The sequence below is a fragment of the Ruegeria sp. CK2 genome, from assembly GCF_056536585.1.
Genome location: NZ_JBQFPW010000007.1, coordinates 201575 through 225798 on the forward strand (window position 1 = coordinate 201575; position 24224 = coordinate 225798).

Below are 24224 nucleotides of genomic sequence, written 5' to 3' on the forward strand. Positions count from 1 at the left end.
CGAATTTTTGAATATTACAGACGGGGTCATTTTCCCGTCTCCAGAAGCGAACTCCAAAGATTGACAACCGCACCTAATTTGCGCGCTTCATGCAGAGCAACGGCAGTTTTCTCGCCGTCACGTACCACAGCCAGACCGGCACCTTTACCACCCGAAGGGCGCATCACTATCAGCTGGGGGTGGTCCAGTTCTGTCTCTGTATCATTGTCCCAGCCCGCCAGATCTGCAGCGAAACGCGTCAGCAATTTTTGATCTGGATGCATTGTTCCTTCGGGCGCGCACTGCCCTTCGAAACGCAGCGCATCCCCATCCGCACTTTCCATCAAAACGCGGCCAGTCGAGAACCGGTGAACCCCATCAAAAAAGTTCTGAGCCAGGCTTTCCGCCTGCTCGACAACGTCTTCTTCAGATTGTTCGGTAGCGAGCGCTTCTTCGGTCTCCTGTACAACCGACACAATGGGTTCGGAAGGCAGCTCAATCTGCTGACACGCGCTTTCAATTTCGCTGAGCGTGATGCCGACATCATCGGCTTCAAGCGCTGTATCCGGTTTCAGCGACACCAATTCCATCGGGGTAGGGGCGCCGGAGATGTCAGAAACAAGCTGCGCCAATTTACCGACCAAGTCTTCTCGCGCCTCGGTGTTGAAATCGGGAATAGGCCCTGATCGAACCTGGAAGACATCGGTAACCCGCGAGCTGTTAACCTCGATCGCCAAGCAGTCGCCATTTGCTGCCGTGAACTCAAGACGACGCGGCAGAACAGTCCCACGAATGACACGCAGAATTTCGACACGACGTTCCGAAGCGGTGTCACCAGAAACCAAAACGGCCGGCGACAATCTTGCCACCGACGACCGCCCGATATCTTCGAGCATTTCCAGTATGTCAGTATCCATCATGCCGTGACCCCCTCTGGTCCCGCTCAAACTGCGGCCGCAACCGACCCCAAGCTGAGATGTGATTTTGTTAGTGCCAAACCGACATTCGCGCTGTTCCGACAAATGTAGCAAACCACGTGATCCGGATATTCCTGGGTTCGTAAAAAGATGTTCAATCGGTCTTGCGAAAACACCGCGATTTCACCAAACCCCGGGTTTGCCGCCTCTTCCGTTCCTGCCTGCCTTAACAAAGCTTCAAAAGCGGCAACACCGCGTCCCTGAAACAAATTCGCCACAGCAACTGCCAGCGCATCCAAGACATTCGCGCTGTCTGGATCGGTAAGACATGTTCCCAATAGCATGCCCGTTTCCATGTCAACATACCCGCCTGCAATACAGTCGGGTATGGTGTCCATTGCGGATTGAAGTGCGGCTTGGATCGACATATAACTATCTGTTTTCCATTATTAATTATCCACTACCTCGATTCGAGTTCCATTACAACATATGCCATTCTGCGCCGCTGTTTTCGCTGGCGCTCGGGATTGGACGTAAGGACTCCTTTACTTGTCGCGCATTGTGTTCGACGGCGATCTGGTCAAATTCAGCCAGAAAGGCTTTGAAGACGTTCTTCAATCCATCCGCATCCTCAGGAAGGTCTTCTTTGCCGACGATTTCCTGCCACATGGACGAAGCGCTCAACATCGAATCCGCGGATACATCAATCATTTCACCAGCGACGGTTTCTTTGATCTCGCCGACATCCTTGGGCTGCGGCGCGCTTTCGATCTCGATCAACCCGTTGGATTCTGGTTCGGGCTCATAATCGTCAACGCTATCATTCGATTGTTCGGCCATCAGGGCGGTAATGGAAGACACCGAAACTTCAATGCCGTGGTCTTCCGCTGGCTCACCCGATTCAAGTTCTTCACTTTCGATTTCGGGTGTGTCCGCCAGGGATCCGTTGAGAGAAACCAAAAGATCTTCTGAGTTATCTGTCTCCTCAACCTGCAATTGGTCCATGTCAGTTTCGTCGTCGAAGAGGGTTTCTTCCTCGATGTCGTCATCAAAATCCGGGTCATCAAGCAGGTCAAGGTCGTCATCATCCCGGTTGGACTCGGGTATGTTGCTCAAATCAAGCGGACCGTTGGACGTATCCTTGAAGAAGGCACGCAACTCGTCATCGTTGGTGTCAGTAGGTTCCGCGGCCAGCTCTGCTTCGGGCACCATTTCCGCCCGCAGCCGCTCGGCCTCTTCCGAGTCAATTCGCGTCCGTTCCGCATCCTCAGAGCGCCGCTCCACGCGGGCAGGGCGCACCGGGAAGCTGGTCACAACTGAAGATTCTGCCGGATCAATGTCCGTACCGTCTATCAGAGGGTTCACCAGTTTCAATGGCGAGACACCTTCTGTACCCGATCCCGGTTCGGCGGACTTAGATGCTGGGCGCAAAGGTTGAACCTTGGGCGCGTCCGACATGCTTTTGTCGATCTGGTACCGTGCCAACTGATCTGCGCGATTCTCCATGATATGTTCGGTAATCTCAAGGAAACTATCGATCATTTTGCCGCCGCCGCTTCGCGACCACATCTCGGCATCGCCGGTTTTGTCCCGTGCGGTGATCGCGTCCCGTGCAGAGAACAAGATAGAGCGGTTGAACAGATGGCCGGCTTCGCGATTGACGCGGCGCAGAACTTTTTGACGGTCTTTCTGACCCAGTGCATCTGCCCGAGTGACCAGCAACAGAGAGTTGTTTTGCAGCCGTTCGGGCAGCGAGACCCATGTCGCACGCTCCGTTTCTCGCCACGCTTGGGTGGAATGGGTGCACCACAAGACTCCGTTGGCCTGACCAACCGCGCGTTGCCACACATCCGTCGAGATCTTGGGGTCGGAGATTCCGGGAGTATCGATCAGATCAACGGCCTCAAGGATATCAGCCTCAAGGAAGATACGGATGAATTGCGCGTCATTCACGCCGACCGCTTCAAGCTGATCAAGTTCAATGTCTTCTGTGCTGCCGTCCTGCCGCTTAACATAGGCTGATTGATTGCCCCAGCTGAACCACACGGGCGGCAGTTGCGTTGCGGTGACTTGCGTTGGCAACGTCTGCGTACGCAACAGAAAGTTCATAAGCGTCGATTTCCCGGCGCTGAACTCTCCCATCAATGCGAAGACCGGCTTGCGGCGGGACCACTGCTCGATGCGTTCCCACGCTTTGGGCGAAACGAAGCGGGTTTGTGAATCTTTTGCCATTTGTTCGCTCATGCCGCTTCGTTGCTCAGATCTTTAAGGATGTCGCCCAGAATATCGTCCCGAGATTTCTGTGGCTGTAAGCCTGCCATCAGCGCGGGATTCTGGCCTCCGTCTTTTTCTGCAGAAGCCGAGATGCTCAACAGAGTTTCTTTTTGCTCGCGCATGAAATCAGCCAGAATTGCCCGGACGTTTTCCAACACGGCCGCGACCTGATTCTCCTCGATATCCTTGGTGATCGAATTAGCCTCTGAGGCAATCAGGCGTGTATAGTCGGCAGCATACGCCTCGAACCCTTTGCGCTTTTGCCACCAACGTCGCCACCATGTGCTCTGAAGATCAAGAGCGATTGTACGGCCAATGCCAAGTGGTGGCGGAACCCGAGGGACAATGGGCGCTTCGATGCTGAACTCGCCCAAGTGGTTTCCAAGAAGCTTATGATACAGCGTTTCCACATCCGCAGCAGCAGAGGAATACAGCGCACCTGCCTCTTTCCGCATGGATCGCGCAAAGCTAAAATACGCGGCTTTTTGCAGGGTTCGCAGCCCGGCCGGGTCATACTGCCAGGTTCCTTGCTCGCCATTCATCTCCAAATGCGAGATCAGGGAATCCGTCGCGCGTTTGACAAAATTGGCTTCAGCCGAGTTCAGCCGCTCCAGTACCTTGTCGCGCAATGCCGCTGTCAGGTCTGCGACCTTCTTTTCGTACTCGGCGGAAACGGTCGAGATTGCTTCCTCTGGCGAAACACCATCCAAATCACGAACGACACCCTCGCCACTGGACAGATTCTTGGCCACTGCTGTTGCTCGGATCTGACTCGCGATGTTGCGTGCGCGATGTCGGACCCGGTCCAGCAGACGCGTTCCGGCACCTTCGGCGATGCGTTCGCTCATCGCAAGTAATAGATCGGGAAGGCCGGATAGAGCCCAGATCTTGTCGAGCGAGGCCGCCTGATCGCCAAAACCGGCAGCCAGATAGAACGTGTTCAGGGCCGCGCGGGATTCCTCGGTCAGAATATCCGGATTGCCGGTCAAGGCAGCTTCGGCCCACAAAGCACTGCCAAATACAACGCTTGCATTCTTGTCGATATTGTTCTGTTTCAGCGTGTCCTGAATCCTGTCGCGGATTTCGGGCACCTGAGTCACCGGGTCCGACAATTCATCGATGCGGTTCACAAAGAGAATGATCTGACGGTTTTCGAATTGGGAGATGATGCGCATCAGCGCCATGTCCATCGTCGTCAGCGCCTGACTGGCCGCCAAAACAACAATACATACCTCAGATCCGCGGAGGCTACGTAGCGTGATCTGCTCGCGAACCATGAAGGTATCGTTCACACCGGGCGTGTCACACAGCTTCAATGCGACCGGGTATTGCGGAATGTCCATATACAGTTCCGCTGACTTGGTTACATCAGCAAAACGCCCCGTTTTCGGGTCGATATCAGGATCGTCCTCGTCACCTAAACAAACGTAGCGCTGGATTAGCTCTTCATCGAAATACTCATACTGATGGCTCTGGCCCAAAATCAGATCAAAGTGTTTGCCCAACCGTTCCTCGGATTTGGCCTTCATTTCCCCGATTTGACGGCGAATGTCATCCATTTCGTCGTCCGCACCAGCCCGATTGGCCAATTCACCCAAACGACCACCCCCGACCATCAGGTTGTCCCATTCTTCTTGCTCAAAGAATGTAAACTTAGACTTTGTGTCGCCATGCGTACGCGTGTTGATGTTCAAGGTTGTCACAACAGACGTCCATGGGTTCACATCCGATGGCAAAAGTCCGGGACGGCCCGCAAGAATGTTTACAATCGACGATTTGCCAGCCTTGACCTGACCAACCATCGTCACGCTGGCAGTGAAATTTTCCATCCGCGTCTTAAGCGTGGCCAGCCGCGCCGAGGACCGTGCATCGGCCACCTCAGTCAATTGGTCTATCTGTGCGGTCAGCGAGGACATTGCTGACGTCATCGGCGCCAGAGCTTCGTTGCCGACAGACAAAAGGTGGTCGTTGCGCGCCATTATTAGCCTCCGGTTCCCGTTGCTGCCGTCTGGGACTGTTGTGTAACACGACCGGCAGGGATGCTGGTCAGTGTGTCGATACGTGCAATCAGTTCTATCGCGTTCCCCAAAATCGCAGCTTCTGCCCGAGGCGAAATAGTTTCGTAAGCCAGGGAATCAGCCATAACTTCTATGGAGCTAAAGCGATCTCCGTTTTCCAGGCACGCGACGCGGCGTCCAGTTGGAAACCCGTCAGATTTTGCCGCTGGTAGCGGCATGCTTGCATTGGCCAGCAAGTAGTGCTCGCCGGAATGGGTGCGCAGCGAGATTCCAAAGCCCGTTTCCGGATAATCCCGGTTCAGGGTTTTGAGCTCTCCAAGAAAACTTTCGCGAGCAAAGAAAACGGCGTCTTGCTCGGAAGCGGTAGAGTGGTTCAAATCGGTCACAGCAAACACCTTGTTGTGGAGTTGGGCGGAAAACTCGTACGGGTACCAGAGCGGCGAAAGGACTCTTTAAGTCGTTACGACCAACAAGAACCTTCAAGGCGGTGTTATTTTGACGCCAATGAGATTTTTTGGCGTTTGAATTGTGGCGCAAATGTGGTGTCGTGGCTTGGGAGTGTCTCAACCCTTGCGGGTGTCAGTGTTAGTGGCCCGGCGGCGACCACTCCGAATGACAGCTGGTGGCAGGCAAGTTTGCTGAGGTCATGGCTGCCAAACGCGCCCTCGGCTCCTGACAACAATCTTAGACCGAGGCAATCTCTCGATCAGACGTTTTGAAGCCAACAGGCTCGTCCTTCGTACGTTATTTTGTTGGTGTTTAAAATGCTGTCAAACAGCAAGGCGCAATTGTGGCAGTGAATACAGACTGATCAATTTAGCATATGTTTCTTGCTGATAGAGAGTGATCTTGAAGTGATGACATTGAGTGGCGCTGGAAAGATTTCCTTGAGCTCTCGTAAAAGGAGCATAAAGGTGATCTCGGCAAAGACACTCAACGTAAACGAGATTTTCCAGGTAGCTAGTATCATGCTGGCAAAACCCGATCTCTGAACAGCATCGAAAAAAGGCAAATCGCTGCATTTTCAAGGCCTCAGTATGAGAGATTCGGACGACCTGGCAAAACTCGATCAACCAAAAAAACCGAACGGATTATTCGCAACGTTTGCTTTTTTCAGTCCAGCACCCATTTGATCCGCAGTTATACATCGATCCCAGCTTCAACAATCTTAACGACGGTCTAATTTTACCTCTCGCACTTGGATGCAAGCTTTGCTATTGAGCGCCTCATTCCGGCACTTCGGTGCCAGGTTGCGGGTGTGGCGAAATTGGTAGACGCACCAGATTTAGGTTCTGGCGCCGCAAGGCGTGGGGGTTCAAGTCCCTCCACCCGCACCAAAAATATATTTACCATAATCATTATTCTCCGAATCAGCGCCGTACTCAGGGTACATTGTCGGAGTACGTAGATAATGAGACCGAGTTATTGAGACTCAACGTCCACAGGTCTCAATCACTTAGGTTTTTTGCGTACCTACAGAGCTCGAAGACAACCGATTGCTTGGCAACGCTTGAGCCCTACAGATCAGAGCAGCCTTGAGATCGTCGTGTGCGCAACACCGAGATCCAATGCGATGGCCCGGCAGGTATCACCGTTGGCCATGCGCTCGCGGGCAAGTTTCTGCTGATGTTCAGTTAACTTGGGTTTCCGGCCAAATTTGACGCCCTGTCGCGCAGCGATGGCTCGGCCCTAGTTCGCGCGCCGAGTGATACGCTCCCGTTCGTCTTCTGCCAAAGCGGAAAGGAAAGCGAGGATGCCTTTGCCCATCGGAGTGGTCAGATCGAGCCAGGGTTTATCAAGCACCTTCACATAGGCCCCACGATCTGCGATCCGTTGAATAATATTGATGCTGTCGATCATGGATCGTGTGGCTCTGTCCCACTCTGCGATCACAAACACACCCCCTGCCCCGAGCCTTGCCCCGAGTGCGTCTATCGCACGTTCGAGCTGAGGCCGTCCCTTCACGGTTTGCCCGGAAACTTTCTCTCGGAAAATCTTATCAACGATGGCGGCGTTTGTGCACCGATCTGTCGATCAAGGGATTGTCCGTGACTGGACACTCGGGCGTAACCAATAAGCATGACCTCATCGTATATGAACGCCTTTCAATAGACGGCGTTGCACGAATAGCGGTTGGGCCGCATTTGCCCCTTTCCCCGGTCCGTTATGCGACACGTTCATAGGTCGCGCGACCGAGATGGGTCATGCGGTTGAGAGTTTTGACAGCGATCTTGGTTTCGGTTGTCTGAGTCTCCAATTTGCAGCTGCGCAGTTCCGGTCCGATGACTTGTTTGTAGCGTCCGATCTGGGCCTCGCCGCGTGATCTTTTGCCATAGCCAGTGGCCTTCTGCCAGGCCATTCGACCTCTCTTGGCGATCATGTCGATATGGGCGTCGCGTGTTTTGCAGTCACCTGGGACGGCATTCTTCGGCGGCGGGACGATCAGTTCGACATCTGATCCCAACACCTGCCGGATAGTCGCTGTAGTTGGCGCACCATCATAGGCGCCGTCGCCGATGAAACGATGAACAGGGCCTGCCAAATCGGCCAGCAGTTCGGGCAGTGCGCCGGCGTCTCCGACGTGCTCGTTTGTCAAGCAGGAGGCCACAAGCTCCCCACTCTCGGGATCGAAGCCAATGTGCAGCTTGCGCCATGTTTTACGGGCCTTCGGTAATCCGTGTTTCTCCTGCATCCAGTCTCGACCGCCGTGAACGCGCAGCCCTGTGCTATCTGCGATCAGTGTCACTGGGCCGCTCGTGGACCAGGTCTTCGGTGCGATCCGAAGCAATTGTGCGCGGCGGCAGATCGTGGAAAAATCCGGAACGGGAACGTCGATCTGCATGAGCCGCAGCAAACTGCGGGCAAAGCCCTGCGTTTGGCGAAGGGGTAAGCCGAACACGACGCGCAGGGTCAGACAGGTTTCAATTGCCAGATCAGAGTATTGTCGCTGACCACCACGTTTCCCTGACCTTGGGGCGCACCACCCGGATACCGCATCCTCGCTGAACCAGACCGTAACATCACCACGCTGGCGAAGCGCCTCGTTGTACTCAGGCCAATTCATGACCCGGTACTTGGCCTTCTCAAACTTATCCCGGCGCGTCGCGTTGTGTTTGAAAGGCATCCCGCCATCCCGTCGTTAAATCAAGCAACTGGCTACGCTGATGAAACGATCCGTGCAACACAGTCGGTTTTTTCATGGTTTGGCCATAAATGCGGCTCGGATCGCGGCCTTCATAGCGTCCTGAGGCCCTTGTACTTTCGGCTTGCCGGATGCCATCACCAGCTTGGAGGTGGGCGTGTTTCCGAGGTCCAATGCATCGTTCACCACCGATAGACCGCCGTGCAGCGAGGAGCGACCGAGCAGACCCACTGCGATCCCGGCTTCTACTGCTGCAATCACACCAGAGACGCTTTGGCTGGAGTAGACAACGCGATATGGCTTTCCACGGGCTTGCAATGAAATGACCGCCGCGTCGCGCCACCAGCACGCATGATCGAACAAGGCCACCGGAAGGCTTTCATCGGCCCGAAAGTGCCGGTGCGCCGACGACACCCAACATGTCGGGTCTTCATAAACAACCTCCTCGTGACTGGACGGGCTTTCGACCTCATAGACCGCAAGTTCCAGCGACCCCTTATCGAGGGCTTCTGGAAAACTCGTGCTCAAGGCGCAGGTGACATCCAGTTCGACTTTCGGATGTTGACGGGCAAAGGTCGCAATGATCGCCGCAAGTCTGGCGCGCCCGTGATCGTCGGGTATGCCCAAACGCAGTTTGCCGCTTACCGTGTTCTGTGAAATCTCCCGTAGTGCCGCGTCGAGACGGGCCGTCACCTCCTGCGCGACTGGAAAGAGCTTTCGTCCCGTGTCGCTCAGGACCACCCCGCGACCATGCCTGTCAAAGACCGGCTGACCCAGGATCGCTTCGAGGCGCTTGATTTGAAGACTCGTTGCAGACTGCGACCGGTGGATGCGGGCAGCACCGTCCGTGACGCTTCCGGCATCAGCCACGGCGACGAAGGTTCGCAAAAGATCGCTATCCAGATTTTCCATTTGTTTTTCCAATATCGGAAATTGAAACTATGCGTTTCACAGATGCTTTGTGCTGCACTATTTTTCAAGGTCAGAGGAGTATCCCATGTCAGATCAGACAGTTGTCAATCGACCATCCAACCGGAAACCCCTGGTGTGGGGCGTGTCTTTGCTGCTGCTGGCAGGCGTCTGTCTTGCCTGGCCGGAACACGCCGCAACCGCAGCAAAGTTTGTCCTATGGGGCCTGATTGTCGTGGCCCCCATCGTCATTCCGGGCATCGTGCTTGCAGCCTGGATCATCGCAAGCGGCGCGGATACCCACATCGCGGGTGCCTTCGAGGGCAGGACACTGAGAACGGTTCTGGCGGCCTCGCTCATTGGAGCCATCACGCCCGTATGCGGGGTGACCATGCTGCCTTTGATGGCCGGATTGCTGGCAGCGGGCGTGCCACTCGCTCCGATCATGGCATTCTGGCTGTCCTCCCCAATAACTGATCCGGCGATGCTCGCGACAACAGCGGCAACCCTTGGTCTGAGCTTTGCGATTGGCAAGACGCTTGCCGCCTTCGGATTGGGTCTATTCGGCGGCGCGATCACCGGCCTGTTCGCCAAGACGCCCTGGGCCATGAATGCGCTTCGGGACAATGGCCTGGCGCGCCAGCTAAGTGCTGCACGATGCGGGGAAGAGCAGCCCTTTGATCCTTGGGTCTGGCGGTCTGAGGCGCGACGTCATTCTTTCGGCAAACAGGCATGGGCAACTACGCGGCTTATCCTGATTTGCCTGATCCCGGCATTTGCCGCGGAGTATGCCTTGAACGCGGCCCTTACACCGGGCGCACTGGCAGCATATGTTGGAGAAGACAAATGGTGGGCCATACCCGCCGCTGTCTTCGTCGGTGCCCCGGCCTATATCGACGGTTACGCTGCGCTCCCGCTGACACGCGGGTTGATCGACAACGGCATGTCCGATGGCGCAGCGATGGCGTTCCTTGTTTCGGGCGGCGCGGTCAGCATCTGGGGTGCTATGGCCATCGCACCGGTGCTCAAATTGCAACCATTCATGCTATATCTGTTGCTTGCAGTTCTGGGGTCGCTCGGGGCGGGGTATGTCTTTGGGTGGATCGTCTGAGATTCAGCGTTAACAGGACGCAGACGTTCAGCAACCGGCAGCGAAGTCCCGCGACTTGTGAGTTGCCATCGAAATTTTCGCTGCGCGGTGAACAAATGGCAGCGATCTCCGCCGCCGCGCAGCGTCCTAGATTGAGCATCTGCGGCATTTTCCGCGCGGTGTGCGCTCGCAGCATGAAAACACAATGACCGGGTCGGGGCTCTCCTAGCACCTTCGCCGCGCAGATCATGCATGGCAGGTTCGGGAAACATCGCCATTCGCGGCACGTCGCTCGTACTGGTAAGATGTGGGACAGACCCGCCTTTTGCTAGGGCCACGAATGCTGGCGCAGCATTGGCTTGCGAGCGCTGCATATCCTTCTTGTTGACGCCGCATACGTCACTGCTCCAGTCATTCGCTGGCATCTGTCTTGTCGGAACGGAGACGGCACTTTCGTGGCATAGTTTCTGGACACTTAGGACGTGGTACAAGCCCGCCGTTCACACCTGGAAACCGGGTGCCAGCATTACCGCTAAATCAACCGTCGGAGCTTTGGGGCCGACAAAATAAAATCGGCGGCGGGCCGGTACACAACGCGGAAAATATATCATTCATATATGGGTTAGGCTGCCTCTAGGGTCGGAGACAGTCGGTGCAATAGCGCATCGGCAGTAACCTTCAGAGGAGACTATCATGAACAATCGTTTTGGGACTCAACTGACCAAAAAGCCAGCGAACCAGCTCAGCATTGCTGACAGCAACCAATCTCCTGACAACTGCGCCGCCTGCAATAACTCGGCAGGATAGGTTGACTTATGTCATCCGAAATTTCGGCTACACCGCCCTAAAGGACGGTGTAGCCATCGATACAGAAAACGGGTTTTTTCTGATTACGGACCCTTTCATGTCACGACTTGTCCAGAAACTTTCCGATCAACAGACGCTCAGCGCCGCCGACCTCGACGACAAGGTCGCCATGTTGTCCAAAGCCGATGCAGAGGATGTTCGCGAATATCTGACCGATGTGACGGGCCTGCTATCGCAAAGCACACTGCCCCTTGCCCAGATAGTCTGGCATATTGAAGATCCGCAGGTCCGAATGCTGTGTGATACCCTGTATGGCCAAAACGATCCGGTGCATGCAGGTGCCCCCGTCAGCGTTCATATCGGTGTGTTCCTGACCGATGATTTCCCCGATCAGGTCGAAAGCCAGCTAAGTCGCTTTTTAGAGCACCAGCAAGGGGCACAAGACAACACGGAACGGCGCATCATCTGTGTCTTTCGAAGCAGCACCGACATTATCATCACGCCTCCTTACGAGCCAGAAAGTGGCCATCCTTGCCCGCTTTGCCACTTTGATTTCGCGTGGGAACGCGTCGCCTTTGCCCGAGGCGACACTTTGATGGGGTTGTCGGACGTCGCTGCCCAACTCAAGGCGGGCGGGGCCGCACAGATGCCGTTCATCCATCTACCCAAAGACACACTTGCGACTGCATTGTGCCACGCACATCGCGTGGCACAAAGGGTGGGCGCGAGTGGTGCGCGCCTGACCGGTCCGGTGCAGGCGCATTCCGGACTTTCAATAACGATTTTAACGCTGGATGCTCGCCCTATCCTCGTACCCCTTTCACCCCAATGTGATTGTTTGCGCACACCTCATGGAACCGGGGAAGACTAAGGATGCAGGATCTTCGCATTGCTATCGCCAATGACACCCTGCGCGAAGACGTGTTCGACACTACACGACAGTTTCACAGCGTTTCGTACAACCGTGGCGACAGATTGCTCAATGGTACCCCCGGTTTCCCCACCCTTACGTCCAAACAACTCTCGGCAAGTGCGTTTGCCGAACTGACTTTTGGAGGGAAACAGATGGTCTTAGGATCCCCGGATGATCCAGGGGAGCGTCTGGCCTCTGCACCGCCCTTTGAAGCTTCGGCACCACTTGGGTTGGCAACGTTCAGGCGGATATTGGGGGGCAGTTACATGGAACACGAACGTGATGGACGTGTCATTCGCCCCTATGGCAGCGGTGGGGCGCTTTATTCCGTGCAAGTCGTTATACATGTTCGGAATGTTGATGGTGTTCCATCCGGTATCTACCATGTTTTACCCAAGGCACAGGCCCTTGAAGCCATGGTCCTTGGGGCTGACGATATTCATACACCCCTGTTCGGAGAGGGGGGTAGCGACTGGGCCGACTATGATTTCACCATTCTTTATGTTGCTCTACCGAACATTCCATTTGCCAAGTACGGCGCTCGCGCCTATCGGCTGATGTTGCTTGAAGCGGGTGCAATGGTTCATGCCGCGACCTTATCTGCCGAAGCCGTTGGTTTGCGTCAACGCACATGGGGCGGTTTTGACGATGAAAGGCTTAGCGTTGCGATGGGGGTCGACCCCAGGGCAGCATGGCCTCTGATCGCCCAGTTGTTCGGACGGGTAAACCCATGATCGGAGCCGTTTTCCCCCGCCGGAACCATGACATATCGCCAAATCTTGCATTGCCCGCCATGTCTCGCATCCGTGTTGGACAGACGCTGATCAGCTGCAGCACGGGATTTGATCGCGCGACCATGATCCGCGCGGCGGGTGAGGCTTTGGAGCGGCAGCTAGCTTTTGCTGACCGCGCGGGCAGCGCCGAACAGCCCATGGCGATCGACCAGTTTGATCCCGACGTGCTTGAATGGATCAATCTGCACTCTGCCGATCAACCTGATCCCCCAACCGAATTGGTGGCCAGTTTTGTCAAGGAACTTGGAACCGGTCGCACCCGCCGTTTCCCATCAGTTGCCTTTGCTCTCGGTCCGCATATTGATACAGAGCATTTTCCCAAACGAGATAGTTCTGGTAGCGCCTTTCACCAATCCGCTGAAATGGCTCGCAGCGCGGCATTGGCTGAACTATGTGAACGCCAAGCACTGACCGCGTTCTGGTACGGAGGATATGTGCGCAAGTCCTTTGAGATTGGGCCAGATGCACCTATCGGCGTGCAGCTTTCGCGGTGCTGCGCTATAATGCGCAATGCCGGTCAATTGCTGGTAGTCGATATCAGCCTAATTCGGCCTTATAGCGTATACCTCGCTTTTATTCTCAATCGAGATGGACCTGTTTATCTTGCCTCCGGCGCATCAGCACATCAGGACGGATCACGCGCGATGGAAAAGGCGCTATTGGAGTTGTGGCAGGCGTATGTGCTGATGCAGCAACTGCACACCGGGCGGACGGTTTTCGAGCTAAAGAGTGAAAAAAGTCTGGGTGTAACGGATGACTACTTCAGTCACAACACCGCAGATACAGTCGCGCGTCTGTATGACATGCTGCCAGCGGTGGCGGAATTCAGCACCGATGCATTTGCGGAACCGATGGCCTCATTTACCTTAGAGGATTTGAAGGTGCTTTTGTCAGAACAACGTCTAGATTTTCCTGGGCTTTCGATGTCTTTGCATCTTTGTCAGACCGTAGCGCTCAATGGCTTTCTGACCATGTCGTCCTATGATAGCTATCCCACAGCGACACGCTCGGTGCTACGCAGTTTCAATCTTGCCAAGGTCGTCAATACCGAGCCTGTGCCTTTTGGTTAGAGTGGGCCCGTGAGACGAACATTCAGTGTGCTTTTGGGAAAAGACCTGTTGTTGCCCAGACGCGGCTGGGTTGCCCTGTCCTTCGCCGTAGCGCTGTTTATGCTAGTAACTGCTGCCCGCATCGCCACCCCCTTCATCTTCGCTGAAGTCGTGACTAGGATTCAGGCGGGGTCAGTTGCGATCTTCGGCCTTCTAGCCCTTTATGGCGCTGTCTTTTTTGGCCTGCGGGTGTTCGAAGAACTGCGATTTGCCGTCTATGTGTATTTCGAACAGGAGTTGCAAAAAGCCCTGTCCCTGAAAATTTTGCGTCAGTACTTTATCCTGTCGTTCCCACATGTCCGAGGTAAAACCGCCAGCGAATTTGCTATCGTCATCCAACGGGGGCTTGGGGGGATCCGATCGATGCTGTACAATCTCCTGTTCTCTATTGCACCGCTTACCCTAGAATTCACTGCGCTCGTGGTGATCGTTGGCCTCAAGGTCAACTGGTCGCTCGCAGCGCTGGCTGGGGGTACACTGGCACTATTCGCTTTTGTGACCTACCGTTTTTCAGAGCGGATCGACGCGTTGCAAAGAAAGTGGTTCCAGACCGCTTCGGTGAACTTCAAGATTTTGCGTGAGAACATTCATGGGTTTGAGACGCTACGGTCGTTCGGACGCACTGATTGGGCCATTGATCGGTATCGCGTGGCGACCGACCGGTTCATTCGAGAGGTGTTGCATTCGTTACGCCCAGGGATCCTGATGGGAATTATCCAAGGCGCGTTAATCGGATCGCTCGTTTATCTCGCATGTCGCTTGGTTTTGAATTCCGCGGGGACCTTGTCTGAAGCTCTGCCTCTTCTTGTTCTGGTGAACGGTTTGCTTTTGCAGATCGTGCAGCCGATGTTGAATTTCGCCGGGGCGTACAGAATCTTCGTCCAGGGTCTGTCCAGTGCAGCAGAATTGTTTGAGATGTTGACCGGACCAACCGCGCAGATACGTGTTCCACTTTCTAAGGAGCCGAACGCCGAGGTTGGGTTTGAGCTAGAGAATGTCACGATATCTTATGATGCAGTACCAGTGATTGAGGCGCTGTCGCTGACCATCGGGCGTACAGGGGTAACTACGATTGTAGGCCCGAGTGGGTCTGGCAAATCAACCCTTGGGCGCGCTTTGGCCGGTTTGCAGGAATATGAGGGGCGGATCATCAGCGGGTATGACCCGGAAAAGATATTCTATGTGACTCAAGTTCCCGACATCTTTGATAGCTCGCTGCTCGAAAACATAACGCTTGATACAACGGGAATGTCCAAATCCGACATTGATCATATCCTGCGCCAAGCAGGTTTTTCGGAAAGTGAACTGAGGACCATTGAAGACCGCGATCTTGGGGAGGGTGGCCAGCATCTCTCGGGCGGTCAACGTGGCCGGGTCGGTTTTGCCCGGGCCCTTTGGAGCCGTGCCGAAGTGCTAATACTTGACGAACCTACCTCCGCATTGGACCCCAAAGGAGCAGATGCCCTGTGCGAGCAGGTGAAGGCATTGTCAGAGCACTTCAAGATCATCGTTATCACCCATGACGATGTTTTTGCATCCATCGCAGCCCAGACCATACGCATCGAACGGGCACAAGTCCAAGACACCAAGGCGAGCTGAACATCACACAACACTTACGAATTGCGGGGCGTCAGCATTCATTATAATCACGACCTCGTCAAGCAATCTTTCCTTTCGGTAGGCCCGGTACGTCTTTAAGTGTCGGCGAATACCATCAGGGTTGGCCCCCTGCATTGCCGTTTCGATCCGGTCCAACATATCCATTGACTCGACCACGTCGGAGCGATGCAAGAGCGAACTGCGCCGGAACCGTTCTGTCCTGTCAAAGAGAATACCCAGAACTTCCTGATTGGCCTGATTGCAGACCAATTGGGAAAGGGTCCTGATACGATGCTCATAGCTATCCGCAACGCTTTTTCCTGATTCTGAGGTTTCATGGCCTCCATCCAACACCCGCGCCTTTTTTGCCATCAGCGCCAGTTCGAAATCGCCCTGTTGGTCGACCGCATCTAGAATGATCGCGAAGATTGTGTTGTAGGCGCTGATCAGATCAGTGTGGTTGATCTGCTGTACGGAAAAACCACGATTTTGGTGAAATGTTATGATGCCGCGCGCCGCAAGTTGAAACAACGCCTCACGGATTGGGATTGGGCTGATCTGCAGATTTCTCGCCAACGTGTTTATACTGAGGATTTGATCTTCAAAGGGCGATGTATTCAGGATGATTGTCTTAACGTCACGATAGGTTTTGCTTCCTGAATATGTCATTTGCATCTTTGTCCTTCGGGAGTTGTGCCGAAGGATCAGAGGAACCATGCCAAACTTCAACAAGGCCAGCAGGCTGGCGGGAATTTAGCAGATTCTCGCTGGTTGAGTTAGTTGGTCAGTGTGCAATCTTGCCTTGCAGCTCATGCCTTATTTGGGTGGTAGCAAGATTTCGATCTATCTGTGTCGGTTTGTTCAGCAGAGCCACATGATGAAGCAGTTCAAGGGCGTATGCTTGAATTGAGCCTGCGCATGATGGTCTAGGGCGCTCCTTCGTGGCACGCAGCCCGGTTTTGCGGCGCTGGCTACACAAATGACCGGTTTTGCTGCCGCTCAACGGCACCTCAACTGCTGCACCTGCAGCGAATTTTGCGCTGCAAGTGCACATGGCGAGAATATCGAATTCACAGGATGGGCTCAGAGCCGACATGAGCCGCAATGTGTGCCGAGGTCGGCAAGGCGGGACTCTACGACCATTGGGTCTGATCGCACGAATGTCTGCTATTGCAATGCTCCGCGCTTCTCCTGCCGAAAATCTAATGCCGCGTGCCACAAGACCGCAGATATGATCACCAACCCGCCAAGAACAGCCACCGTAGGCGGAAATTCATTCAAAATGACCCATGCAAGCAGTGTTGCGCAGGGTATCTCGACAGTCCCAAGAAGCGCCGATTGCGCGGAGGGGATGAGCCGTGTGCCTTCTGTCCAAAGTATTACCGCCGAGGCGAAGGTCACTCCGAAAAGGATTAACAACGCTGCATCCTGCGCTGAGACATCAAAAGGCGACCCGATCAGTACACCGACAAGGAAGAGTTGCATTGCCGATGCTCCACCTGCCCAGACGACCGGCACATCTGCAAACTTGCGTATCAGAACGATGTAGGCGGCATTTCCCAGAGTCATCGCAACGGCCAGCAAATCGCCAGGCAGCTTTCCGGCGCCCAGTCCACCGGACACGATGATCGCGACACCAAGTAGTGAAAGAGCACCTGCAACCAGGGTGCGGCCCTTAGATACTTCACGCATTGCCAGCCAAGCCAAACCAGCTGCAAAAAACGGTGCAGTGGCATAGATCACGGCAACGTTCGCCACGTAGGTCAGTTTGAACGCATAGATAAACGTGATACTTGCTGCGCTGCCAACACTCGCCAGTATCCAGCCTCGCAGACCCAATCGAAACGCGTGACTTCGTGGCGTATCGCCTCTGCAGTATTCGACATAAGCAATGACCGCCAGTCCGCCTATTAGTCCGCGCCAGCAAGCTATGGTCCAGCCATCCGCCTCGATCATCTTTGTCAGGACGCCAGAGACACTAAAAACGACCGCAGAAAGCGCAACGAGGACGATTCCCGTCATATGTTGTGAATGCCGCACTCTCTCAACTTTCGACCGTTGTTGGCTTATACCAAGACACTGTTGCCAACTAGATGTCAGCAGTCTTTGTTCGGACTATTCGAAAAGCGGCCTTTCATCGTATCCGCAGCATTTGGAACTTTGGGCTCATTGCAGTCGTTCTCTGCGCGTTGAATGAAGGACTGCTTGTTATTGTTCGGTTAGAAAATCGTGGATTCTGGAGTCTCAAAAATTCAAAACTCTAAGTAGCTGATTTTGTTGGAATCGCAGTCTCACCATTAAGGTGATCCGACAACATTTGTCGGAGTACGTAAATAATGGGACCGAATTATTGATACTCGCTTCCCAATGAATTCAACACCTTGAGATTTTTGCGCTATTCGAGTGTTTCGATCGTTCAAGCACTTCAAGTCGACGTAAAATAGAAAGCTAATGAGCCTCTTCGCAACCTGGAAACCGGCACAGTGTGTCTTACTTGGGCTTGATTGATCAGCAGAATACCCTGCCCCAGCGCTCGGCCCAAAGCAGACATCCAGCATTTGCTTCCATTGCTGCAGCAAAACCTAAGACGTGGACGCGTCGATCCAGATTTCGCGCGCAATCGTGCTTCTCAATAGACCATCCCGGTCACAAATGCGGGGCGTATGACACGCCCCGCACCAGTTTCCAACGACCGCCTGCCTTTCCGGGTATGCACATCCGCTTGGCCGCACGCGGTGGCGTTTTCACCCGCAGGTCGCGCGGCGGCTTGGCTTTGGCTCTCACTAATTTAGCGGATTTTGGGGTGTCCGCCACAGCAGGAAGGGTCCGACCGAAGGTGGTTTTTGGTGGCTTGAAGGGCATGGTGCACCTCATGACAAAAGAAAGCTGAAGTCGCGCTGATGCACGACTGCGAACGCCCGCAAGGGGCTAGCGTCGATTGTCCATTGTCAGAGTCCTCCGCAGGAGTGTTTCAATGCGCAATCTGTCAATCGAGGTCAGAGCGCGGAGGGATCAGAAAGTATACTGGTCCACAGTTAGATTCTCCTTTGCGAATGGTAGGAAGGTCTCAAACTGTGGAGCATCTGTCAAACTTGCACAATGAACGGGTGCAATTGTTGTCAGATAGTTGGGTGCGGCCCTTTCCGTCCGGCTGGTCCGGCCCTTACCATTCATTGATTGACCCTCGACCATACTGCGGTCGCAGCTCGCATTGCTGACATTCGCCGCAACCGCAAGACCAGTTGGTGAGCGAATTCACAGTCTGCGGGACAGAGCTGACCTTCAGGTCAAGTGCAGAAGCACCATGCTTGAAGGCACTTAGCTGTTGTAGTTGCATAGACTCCAAGGACCATAGAACATCAATGTATGTCCGGGCATGGCGTCAATAAGCGTTTCCCCAGACGCCTCATCGCCTTCCTCGGTTTCACGAACAACAAGACCGAAAGTATGGCCATAGAACGAGACAGAGAACGGCTTCACTAGTATTTCTGTAACGTCCTTGGCATCAATTTTTTCTTCAATTTCCCTATAGTTTCTTCTAGGGTCTGAGCCGAGTTGTCAGTACGAAGCCCCCGGTCAACCACTTCAGAAGAATTCAGATTTCCTTCCCCATCAAAGACGTAAGCAGCAACGAAATCACGCGTGCCTACTTCTTCAGTAGCGAGTTGAACATCGATCCAATAGCCATTCCCCTGCACAGTTTTGCCGACGTGCTGGAGGTGATAGTCATCGGGAACTAGAGGGAAACCGGAGGTTCTCACATCCCCGTCCTCGGATGTGGAAGCCGTTATGTCATTCGCTTCGTTGAGATCATTTCTGTATTTTCCTTGCTTCCTAAGAAAGCGATCTAGAACTGATTTCAAAGCGACTCTTTCTCTCGCGCAGGCATACTACCATCAACCCGTGAGCGGAGCATAACGGTCCGTCAAATCCGGTCAATGGGGCTCCTTGCGGACTTCAGGGTCAGCGCGGTCTGTAGATATCGGCCACCTGCTCTACCTGCTCGGACGGCCCTACCCGGACACTGACCAATCGTGCAGTCGCTGCGGCGCGGCGTCTGCTTAGCTGCCGTTCGAAACTTACACAGATTTGCGGAACCTAGGTCCGGCATGTGCGTGACCGGCAGTTTAGATCAGAGCGGCTAAAGCAGATTCTTGTAGCAACTAATTATAAGGAATTCCGCATAGTGCATCGACCATTATATGATAGAATCGAACCCAACTCTCTCACTCACAGTCGTCCACGCGAACAGAAGTACAGAAAGACAAATATTTGCTGTCACTTCGGACCAAAGATATCGAGACTGCCTACAATGCGCTCGCTCTTTGCGCAGCGTTTTTGGTTGCACCGTCAGTTGGCGGCGCGGTTAAGCTCGGGTTTGAGATCAACGACGTCAGGGCTTCGCTGACAAGGGCCGACAAAACAACGCTCAAAAACTTTACGGACAAGATGATCTCAAGTGCGGAAAGCGCTTTGGAAGGATTTGCAGCTGACGCGCCACCTGACGCAGCGGTCCTATATGCCCAGATGCTCGAGCTTTCCGCTCCGAAAGCTACGGATATCTCTGGCAGCGCCCTTAACGCCGATACTCTAGCCTTGCACATGGTCGAGCAACTTGAGGATCCCGAACACAAATCCATGCGCGATCTCTTTGTTCTGCTAACCTCGGCAGCGTTAAAACCACTTCTCGCCGATTCGGATTTCGTCGAACAGATTAAACCCGCGATCTATGCACAAATGTTGTCAGGCACACTAGCCATTCAGCGCGACCTGGCTGAGCTTGTTCGGAAACACGGCAGCCTCGACGCTGTCGTCGACACAGTCAAAAATGCCGCCGACGCCGAATTTCGAATTCTGGCAGCGGCTTTCAAGCTGCCCGACGCGAACACCGCCCCGCGCAGTAAGCTTATCGCGGATATCATCCACAAAGCCCAGGAGTACGAGCAGGTTAAGGCGGCACTAGACGACGTCGATGACACCGATCCGGTCGTGCAATCCTATCTGGAACACGCCCAGACCGCATTGAGTCAGATGAATCTTTCCGCAGCGCTTTTTCTTTTGAGAGAGGCAAGGAAAGCGCTTGAAGACAACTCTCTGCGCAAAAACCTGGAATTCCGCGCCAACATTGCGGAGCCCGAGGCGATGGTGCATCTCCTGAACTCTCAACCGCAAGAGGCGTTCCGGCTTTTTGAAAGCACCGCAAATGGCATTGCGATGGTTGATGAACATGACGCCGCTATGAGGCGCTCGAACTATGCACTTGCGCTTATGGCTTATGGCGATCGTTACGGCACCGACGGGTACCTCTACGGGACGCGCATCATCGACCCTTTGCTAAGTGAAGCGGCAGCGGAACTTCCAGCCGATGTTACCGCCCGTCTCTTTCTGCATCGGGGCACAATACACGCTAAATTCTACGCGGCCCTGGGGCATTTGGACGGGCAAGGTCACTTCGAAGCAGCAGAAGAAGACCTGATTGCCGCTCAGATCATTGCTGCGGACATGTTGTCCGATTTTCACGGCGCGGCAACGGCGCGGGCGACGGCGGGATGGCTCAATCTACAGGCCGCTCAGTTCACCCTTGATGCCGACGCCGATCCCTTTCTGCAACAGGCCGAAGAACTCCTCACGATAGCCGGCAAACTCTATGAACAGTTGGATGCCCAATTTGAGTTGGCGCTGGTGAAACTGGACCTTGCCGATCTGCTGGACCGAAAGTCCGTTCGCGTTGGCCAGACAGAACGGACGACGATATGCCAGAGAGCGATCGACTTGGTCGCTGAAAGTGAAGAACAACTCGCAATGGGCGATCATCCCGCCGAACTGGCCCGCGCGCGCTATCTCGCTGCAAAGCTCTTCTGGAACGAAGCGGTTTACAGGCTTGGCGCGGGGGGCGCTGAACTGCTCAATTCAGCGATGGCCTTTGCGAGCAGCGTGCTTGAATTGCGCGCTGTAAAAGCGGATCCCCTGGGATGGGCCGAGGCAACACTACTGATCGGCGAAATCCGAGCGGATCAGGTGATCCACGATAGAGAGGAAGATCGAATCGGCGGTTTCAAAGAGGCCGCACAAACCATGCAAACCGCGATCAGGATCTACGAGGAGATGGGAACTGAAGAACAGATCGCAAAAGCACGGCGCACGTTCCAACGTTTGAGCTGGCAGATCGAGGAGGAAGGCAACGTTGACACTGTATGAAACCCTGGACCGGGCCTCTTGCGCCGTCAGTGGGCCAAACTGATGAGCCCCTTCGTTAATACTCGTATTCCGTTCCGGCCCATTCCTGCCGTTGGCCATGACATTGAAATGCTGCAGTCGCAGCCCGCGTTGCCGACATTCGCTGCCTGCGCGAAATGTGGTACCGTTCACAATTAGGGAATTGCGAGGCTTTGCCGCCGCTGCTGTCATAGGCTAGAATGACTGCTTGATGTGCACTGTGTCAGAACGGACGCACGTCAAGCGCGATCTCTCTTAGATGATGCTGCATGAGGTAGGATCACGTCTCCTGTTGCTATCTCCCCGTCCTCCAGAATATCTGCACGCAAACCCCCACGATGCACCAGGCCGCGCAGCATACCCTTGGGTGTTGTCTTTTGAAGCCATGCGCAGGGTTCGGCCAGCCGCGACCCCTGACACAGCACGGAGCCAATACGAAATCGTTCTCCCATGAGTGCGTTGAGATCAATCCCACGCGTCACGACATTCCGTCGCGCATCAACGGGTGCCATCACAACGCCATGCTCGGACGCCAGCATCTCTATTGCTTCCGCTTCAACAAGCGTAAGGGCCTGACCCCAGCGACCCTCACTTTGGAAGTGTCCTTTGCCCAAAGCATAGCGATCCCCTTCCATACCAACGCCAGAAATGAGGCGTGCGCGTTTCAACGCTTCGCCGGGCGCGCCTGTGTCTGCGAACCGGTAGATGGCCTCGACAGCCCCTTGATTGGCACCTCGTGCACGCAGGGACAGCGCAGGAGGGGCAATGACCCAACCTTCGATGACCTCCCCCGATCCACAGGTCACGCCTTCCGGCACCCAGGCGACGCCCGAAGGCGTTCCGGCCATCACGACGTATCCGTCACCGCCGTCCAGCCGACCGATCCACCAGCCAGCCCACTGGAATCCGGCAGGCTCATGAACCGGGATCAGGGCAAGGTTCTGCGCTGCCAGCCAGTATCCGATATGCTCCAAGCCCAAACCCGAGGACGTGCTGGGGATGTCATTTACTTCCGCCCGGAGGATTTCCGCCAGACAGATCGAAAACGTTTCGTTTTCAGAGGATCGAACCGTTGGTTGTTTTGGTGTTGCTGACATTGTTGTCCTCATTTGTCTTGGCACGTCCCTCAGAAAATCTGCTTCTTCAGCAGGAGGACGTCACCGGTATAGTATGGCTGGCAGGGATGGTCTCGCACAGGGCTGCTTGCGGTTTCAACATACCCTGATCTGGCATAAAGTCGCGTCGCACCGATGTTTTGTGCATAAACCTGAATGCTCATCTGCGTGTACCCTGCCGTCTGCGCCTATGTCTCGGCTGCGCGAAGCAATTCCGTGCCAAGTCCGTGGCCGCGAAAGTGAGGAAAGACCGCGAGGGCATTTACGTACCAAGTACCGACCAAACGGCGCTCCAACGCCACAAAGGGCGCGGGGGCTGCGGGCAATTCATCGAGATTGCCCTCCGGGGCCTTGTCGATGGGATAGCTTAGCACCATCCCGAGCGTGGCAGAATTTGAGTAAGCGACGCGCGCGTTTCGATAGGAGAACCCGCCGCTTTCTCGCATGGCGCGTTCGCGACCGACCTCAAGCACCGATTTGGAGTCTCCTGTCGACTCGGACCAGAGCCATGTGGGAATGCCTTCCCCGGCGATGTCGATCAGCTTGGTAGGGTTTTCCGCGTCATCGACGGACGCTTCGGTGATTTTGGAGTGCTGTGAAATTTGCACTTTTCGTTCCTCTGATCTCAGGAACGACCCGGACCCACTCCAGAGTTCGGGCCGTCTTGGTTCTGGGTGGGATCAACCCTGATTGAGGGGGCCAACTGGAAAACCGGAATCCCATTCAATGTGATCGGTTTCGTCCACATAAGGCTCGTCACTTGCCGCCTGTTCATTGGATGGGATGTCGACGGAAAGGCGCACGCCATACCCATCGGTCATGCCAAGCAACACCTGGGTCATTTCGCCAGTGATCTCGGCAAAGCTGCCAGTCCCGCCCGTGATAGCGCGAGGGGCGTCGACCCCAATGTCTGCCAGTTCGGCGCCCTGATTGATCAGGATGTCGCCGTTGTCAAATTCAAACACCTGCCGCGTGATGACCATCGCGCCGGTTGTGGTCCGCGCGCCGGCGCCGACAAAATAACCATCGCATGTCCACCGGCCGATCACCTTTTTGGGAAAGGCAGGGCTGCCATCTGCCAGCGTACCTTCAGCGCCACCATCGAGTGTGCCATCTTCATAGATGTAACCTTGCGTGACGAAGGCATTGCCGAAGGCGGGCACGCCGTCTTCGAACACCGGCTCAGAGGCGAAGATGAATCGGCTGAGGTCTTCGGCAACATCAAAAGACATAGGCGCGCCGTCGGCAGTGGCCATGCTGGTTGTGGTCAACAGGGCCAGAGTGGTTAGGGTAGATTTCAACATTTTAGAATTCCATTTTTTAGATATGCGTTTGAAGTCAG

At 54.8% G+C, this 24224-nt stretch carries 21 protein-coding genes and 1 tRNA gene; 7 read left to right on the forward strand and 15 right to left on the reverse strand.

Features of this window, described 5'->3' with window-relative positions:
* Positions 1-26 precede the first annotated feature (26 nt).
* The 5 genes from ACR0BU_RS13065 to ACR0BU_RS13085 are packed head-to-tail and all read right to left on the reverse strand — an operon-like array spanning position 27 to position 5574.
* Positions 27-899: a hypothetical protein gene (locus tag ACR0BU_RS13065; RefSeq protein WP_480737744.1), complete on the reverse strand. Its 873-nt coding sequence runs from the start codon at positions 897-899 to the stop codon at positions 27-29.
* A gap of 23 nt (positions 900-922) precedes the next feature.
* Positions 923-1324 (reverse strand): hypothetical protein, encoded by a 402-nt coding sequence (locus tag ACR0BU_RS13070; RefSeq protein ID WP_298935001.1) that lies wholly within the window; start codon positions 1322-1324, stop codon positions 923-925.
* Between the two features lie 52 nt (positions 1325-1376).
* The gene (locus tag ACR0BU_RS13075; RefSeq protein WP_480737746.1) at positions 1377-3128 is read right to left on the reverse strand and encodes a dynamin family protein; all 1752 of its coding nucleotides are present in this window, start codon (positions 3126-3128) and stop codon (positions 1377-1379) included.
* An 8-nt stretch (positions 3129-3136) separates the two neighbouring features.
* Entirely contained in the window at positions 3137-5149 is a 2013-nt protein-coding gene (locus ACR0BU_RS13080; protein ID WP_298934999.1) for a dynamin family protein, read from the reverse strand.
* Positions 5150-5151: 2 nt separating this feature from the next.
* Positions 5152-5574 (reverse strand): hypothetical protein, encoded by a 423-nt coding sequence (locus ACR0BU_RS13085; protein ID WP_298934998.1) that lies wholly within the window; start codon positions 5572-5574, stop codon positions 5152-5154.
* A gap of 866 nt (positions 5575-6440) precedes the next feature.
* Between ACR0BU_RS13085 and ACR0BU_RS13090 the strand changes: the two genes are divergently transcribed.
* Positions 6441-6525: transfer RNA gene (locus tag ACR0BU_RS13090), tRNA-Leu, on the forward strand.
* Positions 6526-6712: 187 nt separating this feature from the next.
* Here ACR0BU_RS13090 and ACR0BU_RS13095 read toward each other — a convergent pair.
* The 4 genes from ACR0BU_RS13095 to ACR0BU_RS13110 all read right to left on the reverse strand — a co-directional run bounded on the left by ACR0BU_RS13095 (position 6713) and on the right by ACR0BU_RS13110 (position 9242).
* Positions 6713-6790, reverse strand: coding sequence for a hypothetical protein (locus ACR0BU_RS13095; RefSeq protein ID WP_480737788.1), 78 nt, complete (start codon positions 6788-6790; stop codon positions 6713-6715).
* An 87-nt stretch (positions 6791-6877) separates the two neighbouring features.
* Positions 6878-7153 (reverse strand): recombinase family protein, encoded by a 276-nt coding sequence (locus tag ACR0BU_RS13100; protein ID WP_480737748.1) that lies wholly within the window; start codon positions 7151-7153, stop codon positions 6878-6880.
* A 199-nt stretch (positions 7154-7352) separates the two neighbouring features.
* Complete coding sequence (locus ACR0BU_RS13105; RefSeq protein WP_480737749.1) at positions 7353-8312, reverse strand: IS5 family transposase; 960 nt, start codon at positions 8310-8312, stop codon at positions 7353-7355.
* Positions 8313-8384: 72 nt separating this feature from the next.
* Positions 8385-9242 (reverse strand): LysR substrate-binding domain-containing protein, encoded by an 858-nt coding sequence (locus ACR0BU_RS13110; protein WP_480737750.1) that lies wholly within the window; start codon positions 9240-9242, stop codon positions 8385-8387.
* Positions 9243-9327: 85 nt separating this feature from the next.
* On the opposite strand from ACR0BU_RS13110, the gene ACR0BU_RS13115 reads away from it, so the two are divergent.
* The 5 genes from ACR0BU_RS13115 to ACR0BU_RS13135 all read left to right on the forward strand — a co-directional run bounded on the left by ACR0BU_RS13115 (position 9328) and on the right by ACR0BU_RS13135 (position 15551).
* Positions 9328-10350 (forward strand): permease, encoded by a 1023-nt coding sequence (locus tag ACR0BU_RS13115; protein WP_480737751.1) that lies wholly within the window; start codon positions 9328-9330, stop codon positions 10348-10350.
* 787 nt (positions 10351-11137) lie between these two features.
* The gene (locus ACR0BU_RS13120) at positions 11138-12007 is read left to right on the forward strand and encodes a hypothetical protein (protein ID WP_480737752.1); all 870 of its coding nucleotides are present in this window, start codon (positions 11138-11140) and stop codon (positions 12005-12007) included.
* 2 nt (positions 12008-12009) lie between these two features.
* Positions 12010-12783, forward strand: coding sequence for a SagB/ThcOx family dehydrogenase (locus tag ACR0BU_RS13125; protein ID WP_480737754.1), 774 nt, complete (start codon positions 12010-12012; stop codon positions 12781-12783).
* Positions 12780-13913 (forward strand): YcaO-like family protein, encoded by a 1134-nt coding sequence (locus ACR0BU_RS13130; protein WP_480737755.1) that lies wholly within the window; start codon positions 12780-12782, stop codon positions 13911-13913. Before ACR0BU_RS13125 ends, ACR0BU_RS13130 begins: the two co-directional genes overlap by 4 nt.
* Before the next feature lie 9 nt (positions 13914-13922).
* On the forward strand, positions 13923-15551 hold the full coding sequence (locus ACR0BU_RS13135; protein ID WP_480737757.1) for an ATP-binding cassette domain-containing protein: 1629 nt from the start codon (positions 13923-13925) through the stop codon (positions 15549-15551).
* Positions 15552-15554: 3 nt separating this feature from the next.
* On the opposite strand, the gene ACR0BU_RS13140 is transcribed toward ACR0BU_RS13135, so the two are convergent.
* The 3 genes from ACR0BU_RS13140 to ACR0BU_RS13150 form a co-directional block, all read right to left on the reverse strand.
* Positions 15555-16220 carry a GntR family transcriptional regulator gene (locus tag ACR0BU_RS13140; RefSeq protein ID WP_480737758.1) on the reverse strand — a complete coding sequence of 222 codons (666 nt, stop codon included), beginning with the start codon at positions 16218-16220 and terminating at the stop codon, positions 15555-15557.
* Between the two features lie 498 nt (positions 16221-16718).
* On the reverse strand, positions 16719-17573 hold the full coding sequence (locus tag ACR0BU_RS13145; protein WP_480737760.1) for a DMT family transporter: 855 nt from the start codon (positions 17571-17573) through the stop codon (positions 16719-16721).
* 1457 nt (positions 17574-19030) lie between these two features.
* The gene (locus ACR0BU_RS13150) at positions 19031-19414 is read right to left on the reverse strand and encodes a hypothetical protein (RefSeq protein ID WP_480737762.1); all 384 of its coding nucleotides are present in this window, start codon (positions 19412-19414) and stop codon (positions 19031-19033) included.
* Between the two features lie 409 nt (positions 19415-19823).
* Here ACR0BU_RS13150 and ACR0BU_RS13155 point away from each other — a divergent pair, with 409 nt between their 5' ends.
* Positions 19824-21749, forward strand: a complete 1926-nt coding sequence (locus ACR0BU_RS13155; protein WP_480737764.1) for a hypothetical protein — start codon at positions 19824-19826, stop codon at positions 21747-21749.
* Positions 21750-22006: 257 nt separating this feature from the next.
* On the opposite strand, the gene ACR0BU_RS13160 is transcribed toward ACR0BU_RS13155, so the two are convergent.
* The 3 genes from ACR0BU_RS13160 to ACR0BU_RS13170 form a co-directional block, all read right to left on the reverse strand.
* Positions 22007-22864: an MOSC domain-containing protein gene (locus ACR0BU_RS13160; protein WP_480737765.1), complete on the reverse strand. Its 858-nt coding sequence runs from the start codon at positions 22862-22864 to the stop codon at positions 22007-22009.
* A 206-nt stretch (positions 22865-23070) separates the two neighbouring features.
* Complete coding sequence (locus ACR0BU_RS13165; RefSeq protein ID WP_480737767.1) at positions 23071-23490, reverse strand: GNAT family N-acetyltransferase; 420 nt, start codon at positions 23488-23490, stop codon at positions 23071-23073.
* A gap of 72 nt (positions 23491-23562) precedes the next feature.
* Positions 23563-24186, reverse strand: a complete 624-nt coding sequence (locus ACR0BU_RS13170; protein WP_298938214.1) for a hypothetical protein — start codon at positions 24184-24186, stop codon at positions 23563-23565.
* Positions 24187-24224 lie beyond the last annotated feature (38 nt).

Excerpts from the sequence above, each read along its gene's own strand:
- ACR0BU_RS13065 (WP_480737744.1), bottom strand. The coding sequence starts at position 899 with ATGATGGATACTGACATACTGGAAATGCTCGAAGATATCGGGCGGTCG.
- ACR0BU_RS13070 (WP_298935001.1), bottom strand. The coding sequence starts at position 1,324 with ATGTCGATCCAAGCCGCACTTCAATCCGCAATGGACACCATACCCGAC.
- ACR0BU_RS13075 (WP_480737746.1), bottom strand. The coding sequence starts at position 3,128 with ATGGCAAAAGATTCACAAACCCGCTTCGTTTCGCCCAAAGCGTGGGAA.
- ACR0BU_RS13080 (WP_298934999.1), bottom strand. The coding sequence starts at position 5,149 with ATGGCGCGCAACGACCACCTTTTGTCTGTCGGCAACGAAGCTCTGGCG.
- ACR0BU_RS13095 (WP_480737788.1), bottom strand. The coding sequence starts at position 6,790 with ATGGCCAACGGTGATACCTGCCGGGCCATCGCATTGGATCTCGGTGTT.
- ACR0BU_RS13105 (WP_480737749.1), bottom strand. The coding sequence starts at position 8,312 with ATGCCTTTCAAACACAACGCGACGCGCCGGGATAAGTTTGAGAAGGCC.
- ACR0BU_RS13110 (WP_480737750.1), bottom strand. The coding sequence starts at position 9,242 with ATGGAAAATCTGGATAGCGATCTTTTGCGAACCTTCGTCGCCGTGGCT.
- ACR0BU_RS13115 (WP_480737751.1), top strand. The coding sequence starts at position 9,328 with ATGTCAGATCAGACAGTTGTCAATCGACCATCCAACCGGAAACCCCTG.
- ACR0BU_RS13125 (WP_480737754.1), top strand. The coding sequence starts at position 12,010 with ATGCAGGATCTTCGCATTGCTATCGCCAATGACACCCTGCGCGAAGAC.
- ACR0BU_RS13130 (WP_480737755.1), top strand. The coding sequence starts at position 12,780 with ATGATCGGAGCCGTTTTCCCCCGCCGGAACCATGACATATCGCCAAAT.
- ACR0BU_RS13140 (WP_480737758.1), bottom strand. The coding sequence starts at position 16,220 with ATGACATATTCAGGAAGCAAAACCTATCGTGACGTTAAGACAATCATC.
- ACR0BU_RS13145 (WP_480737760.1), bottom strand. The coding sequence starts at position 17,573 with ATGACGGGAATCGTCCTCGTTGCGCTTTCTGCGGTCGTTTTTAGTGTC.
- ACR0BU_RS13160 (WP_480737765.1), bottom strand. The coding sequence starts at position 22,864 with ATGTCAGCAACACCAAAACAACCAACGGTTCGATCCTCTGAAAACGAA.
- ACR0BU_RS13170 (WP_298938214.1), bottom strand. The coding sequence starts at position 24,186 with ATGTTGAAATCTACCCTAACCACTCTGGCCCTGTTGACCACAACCAGC.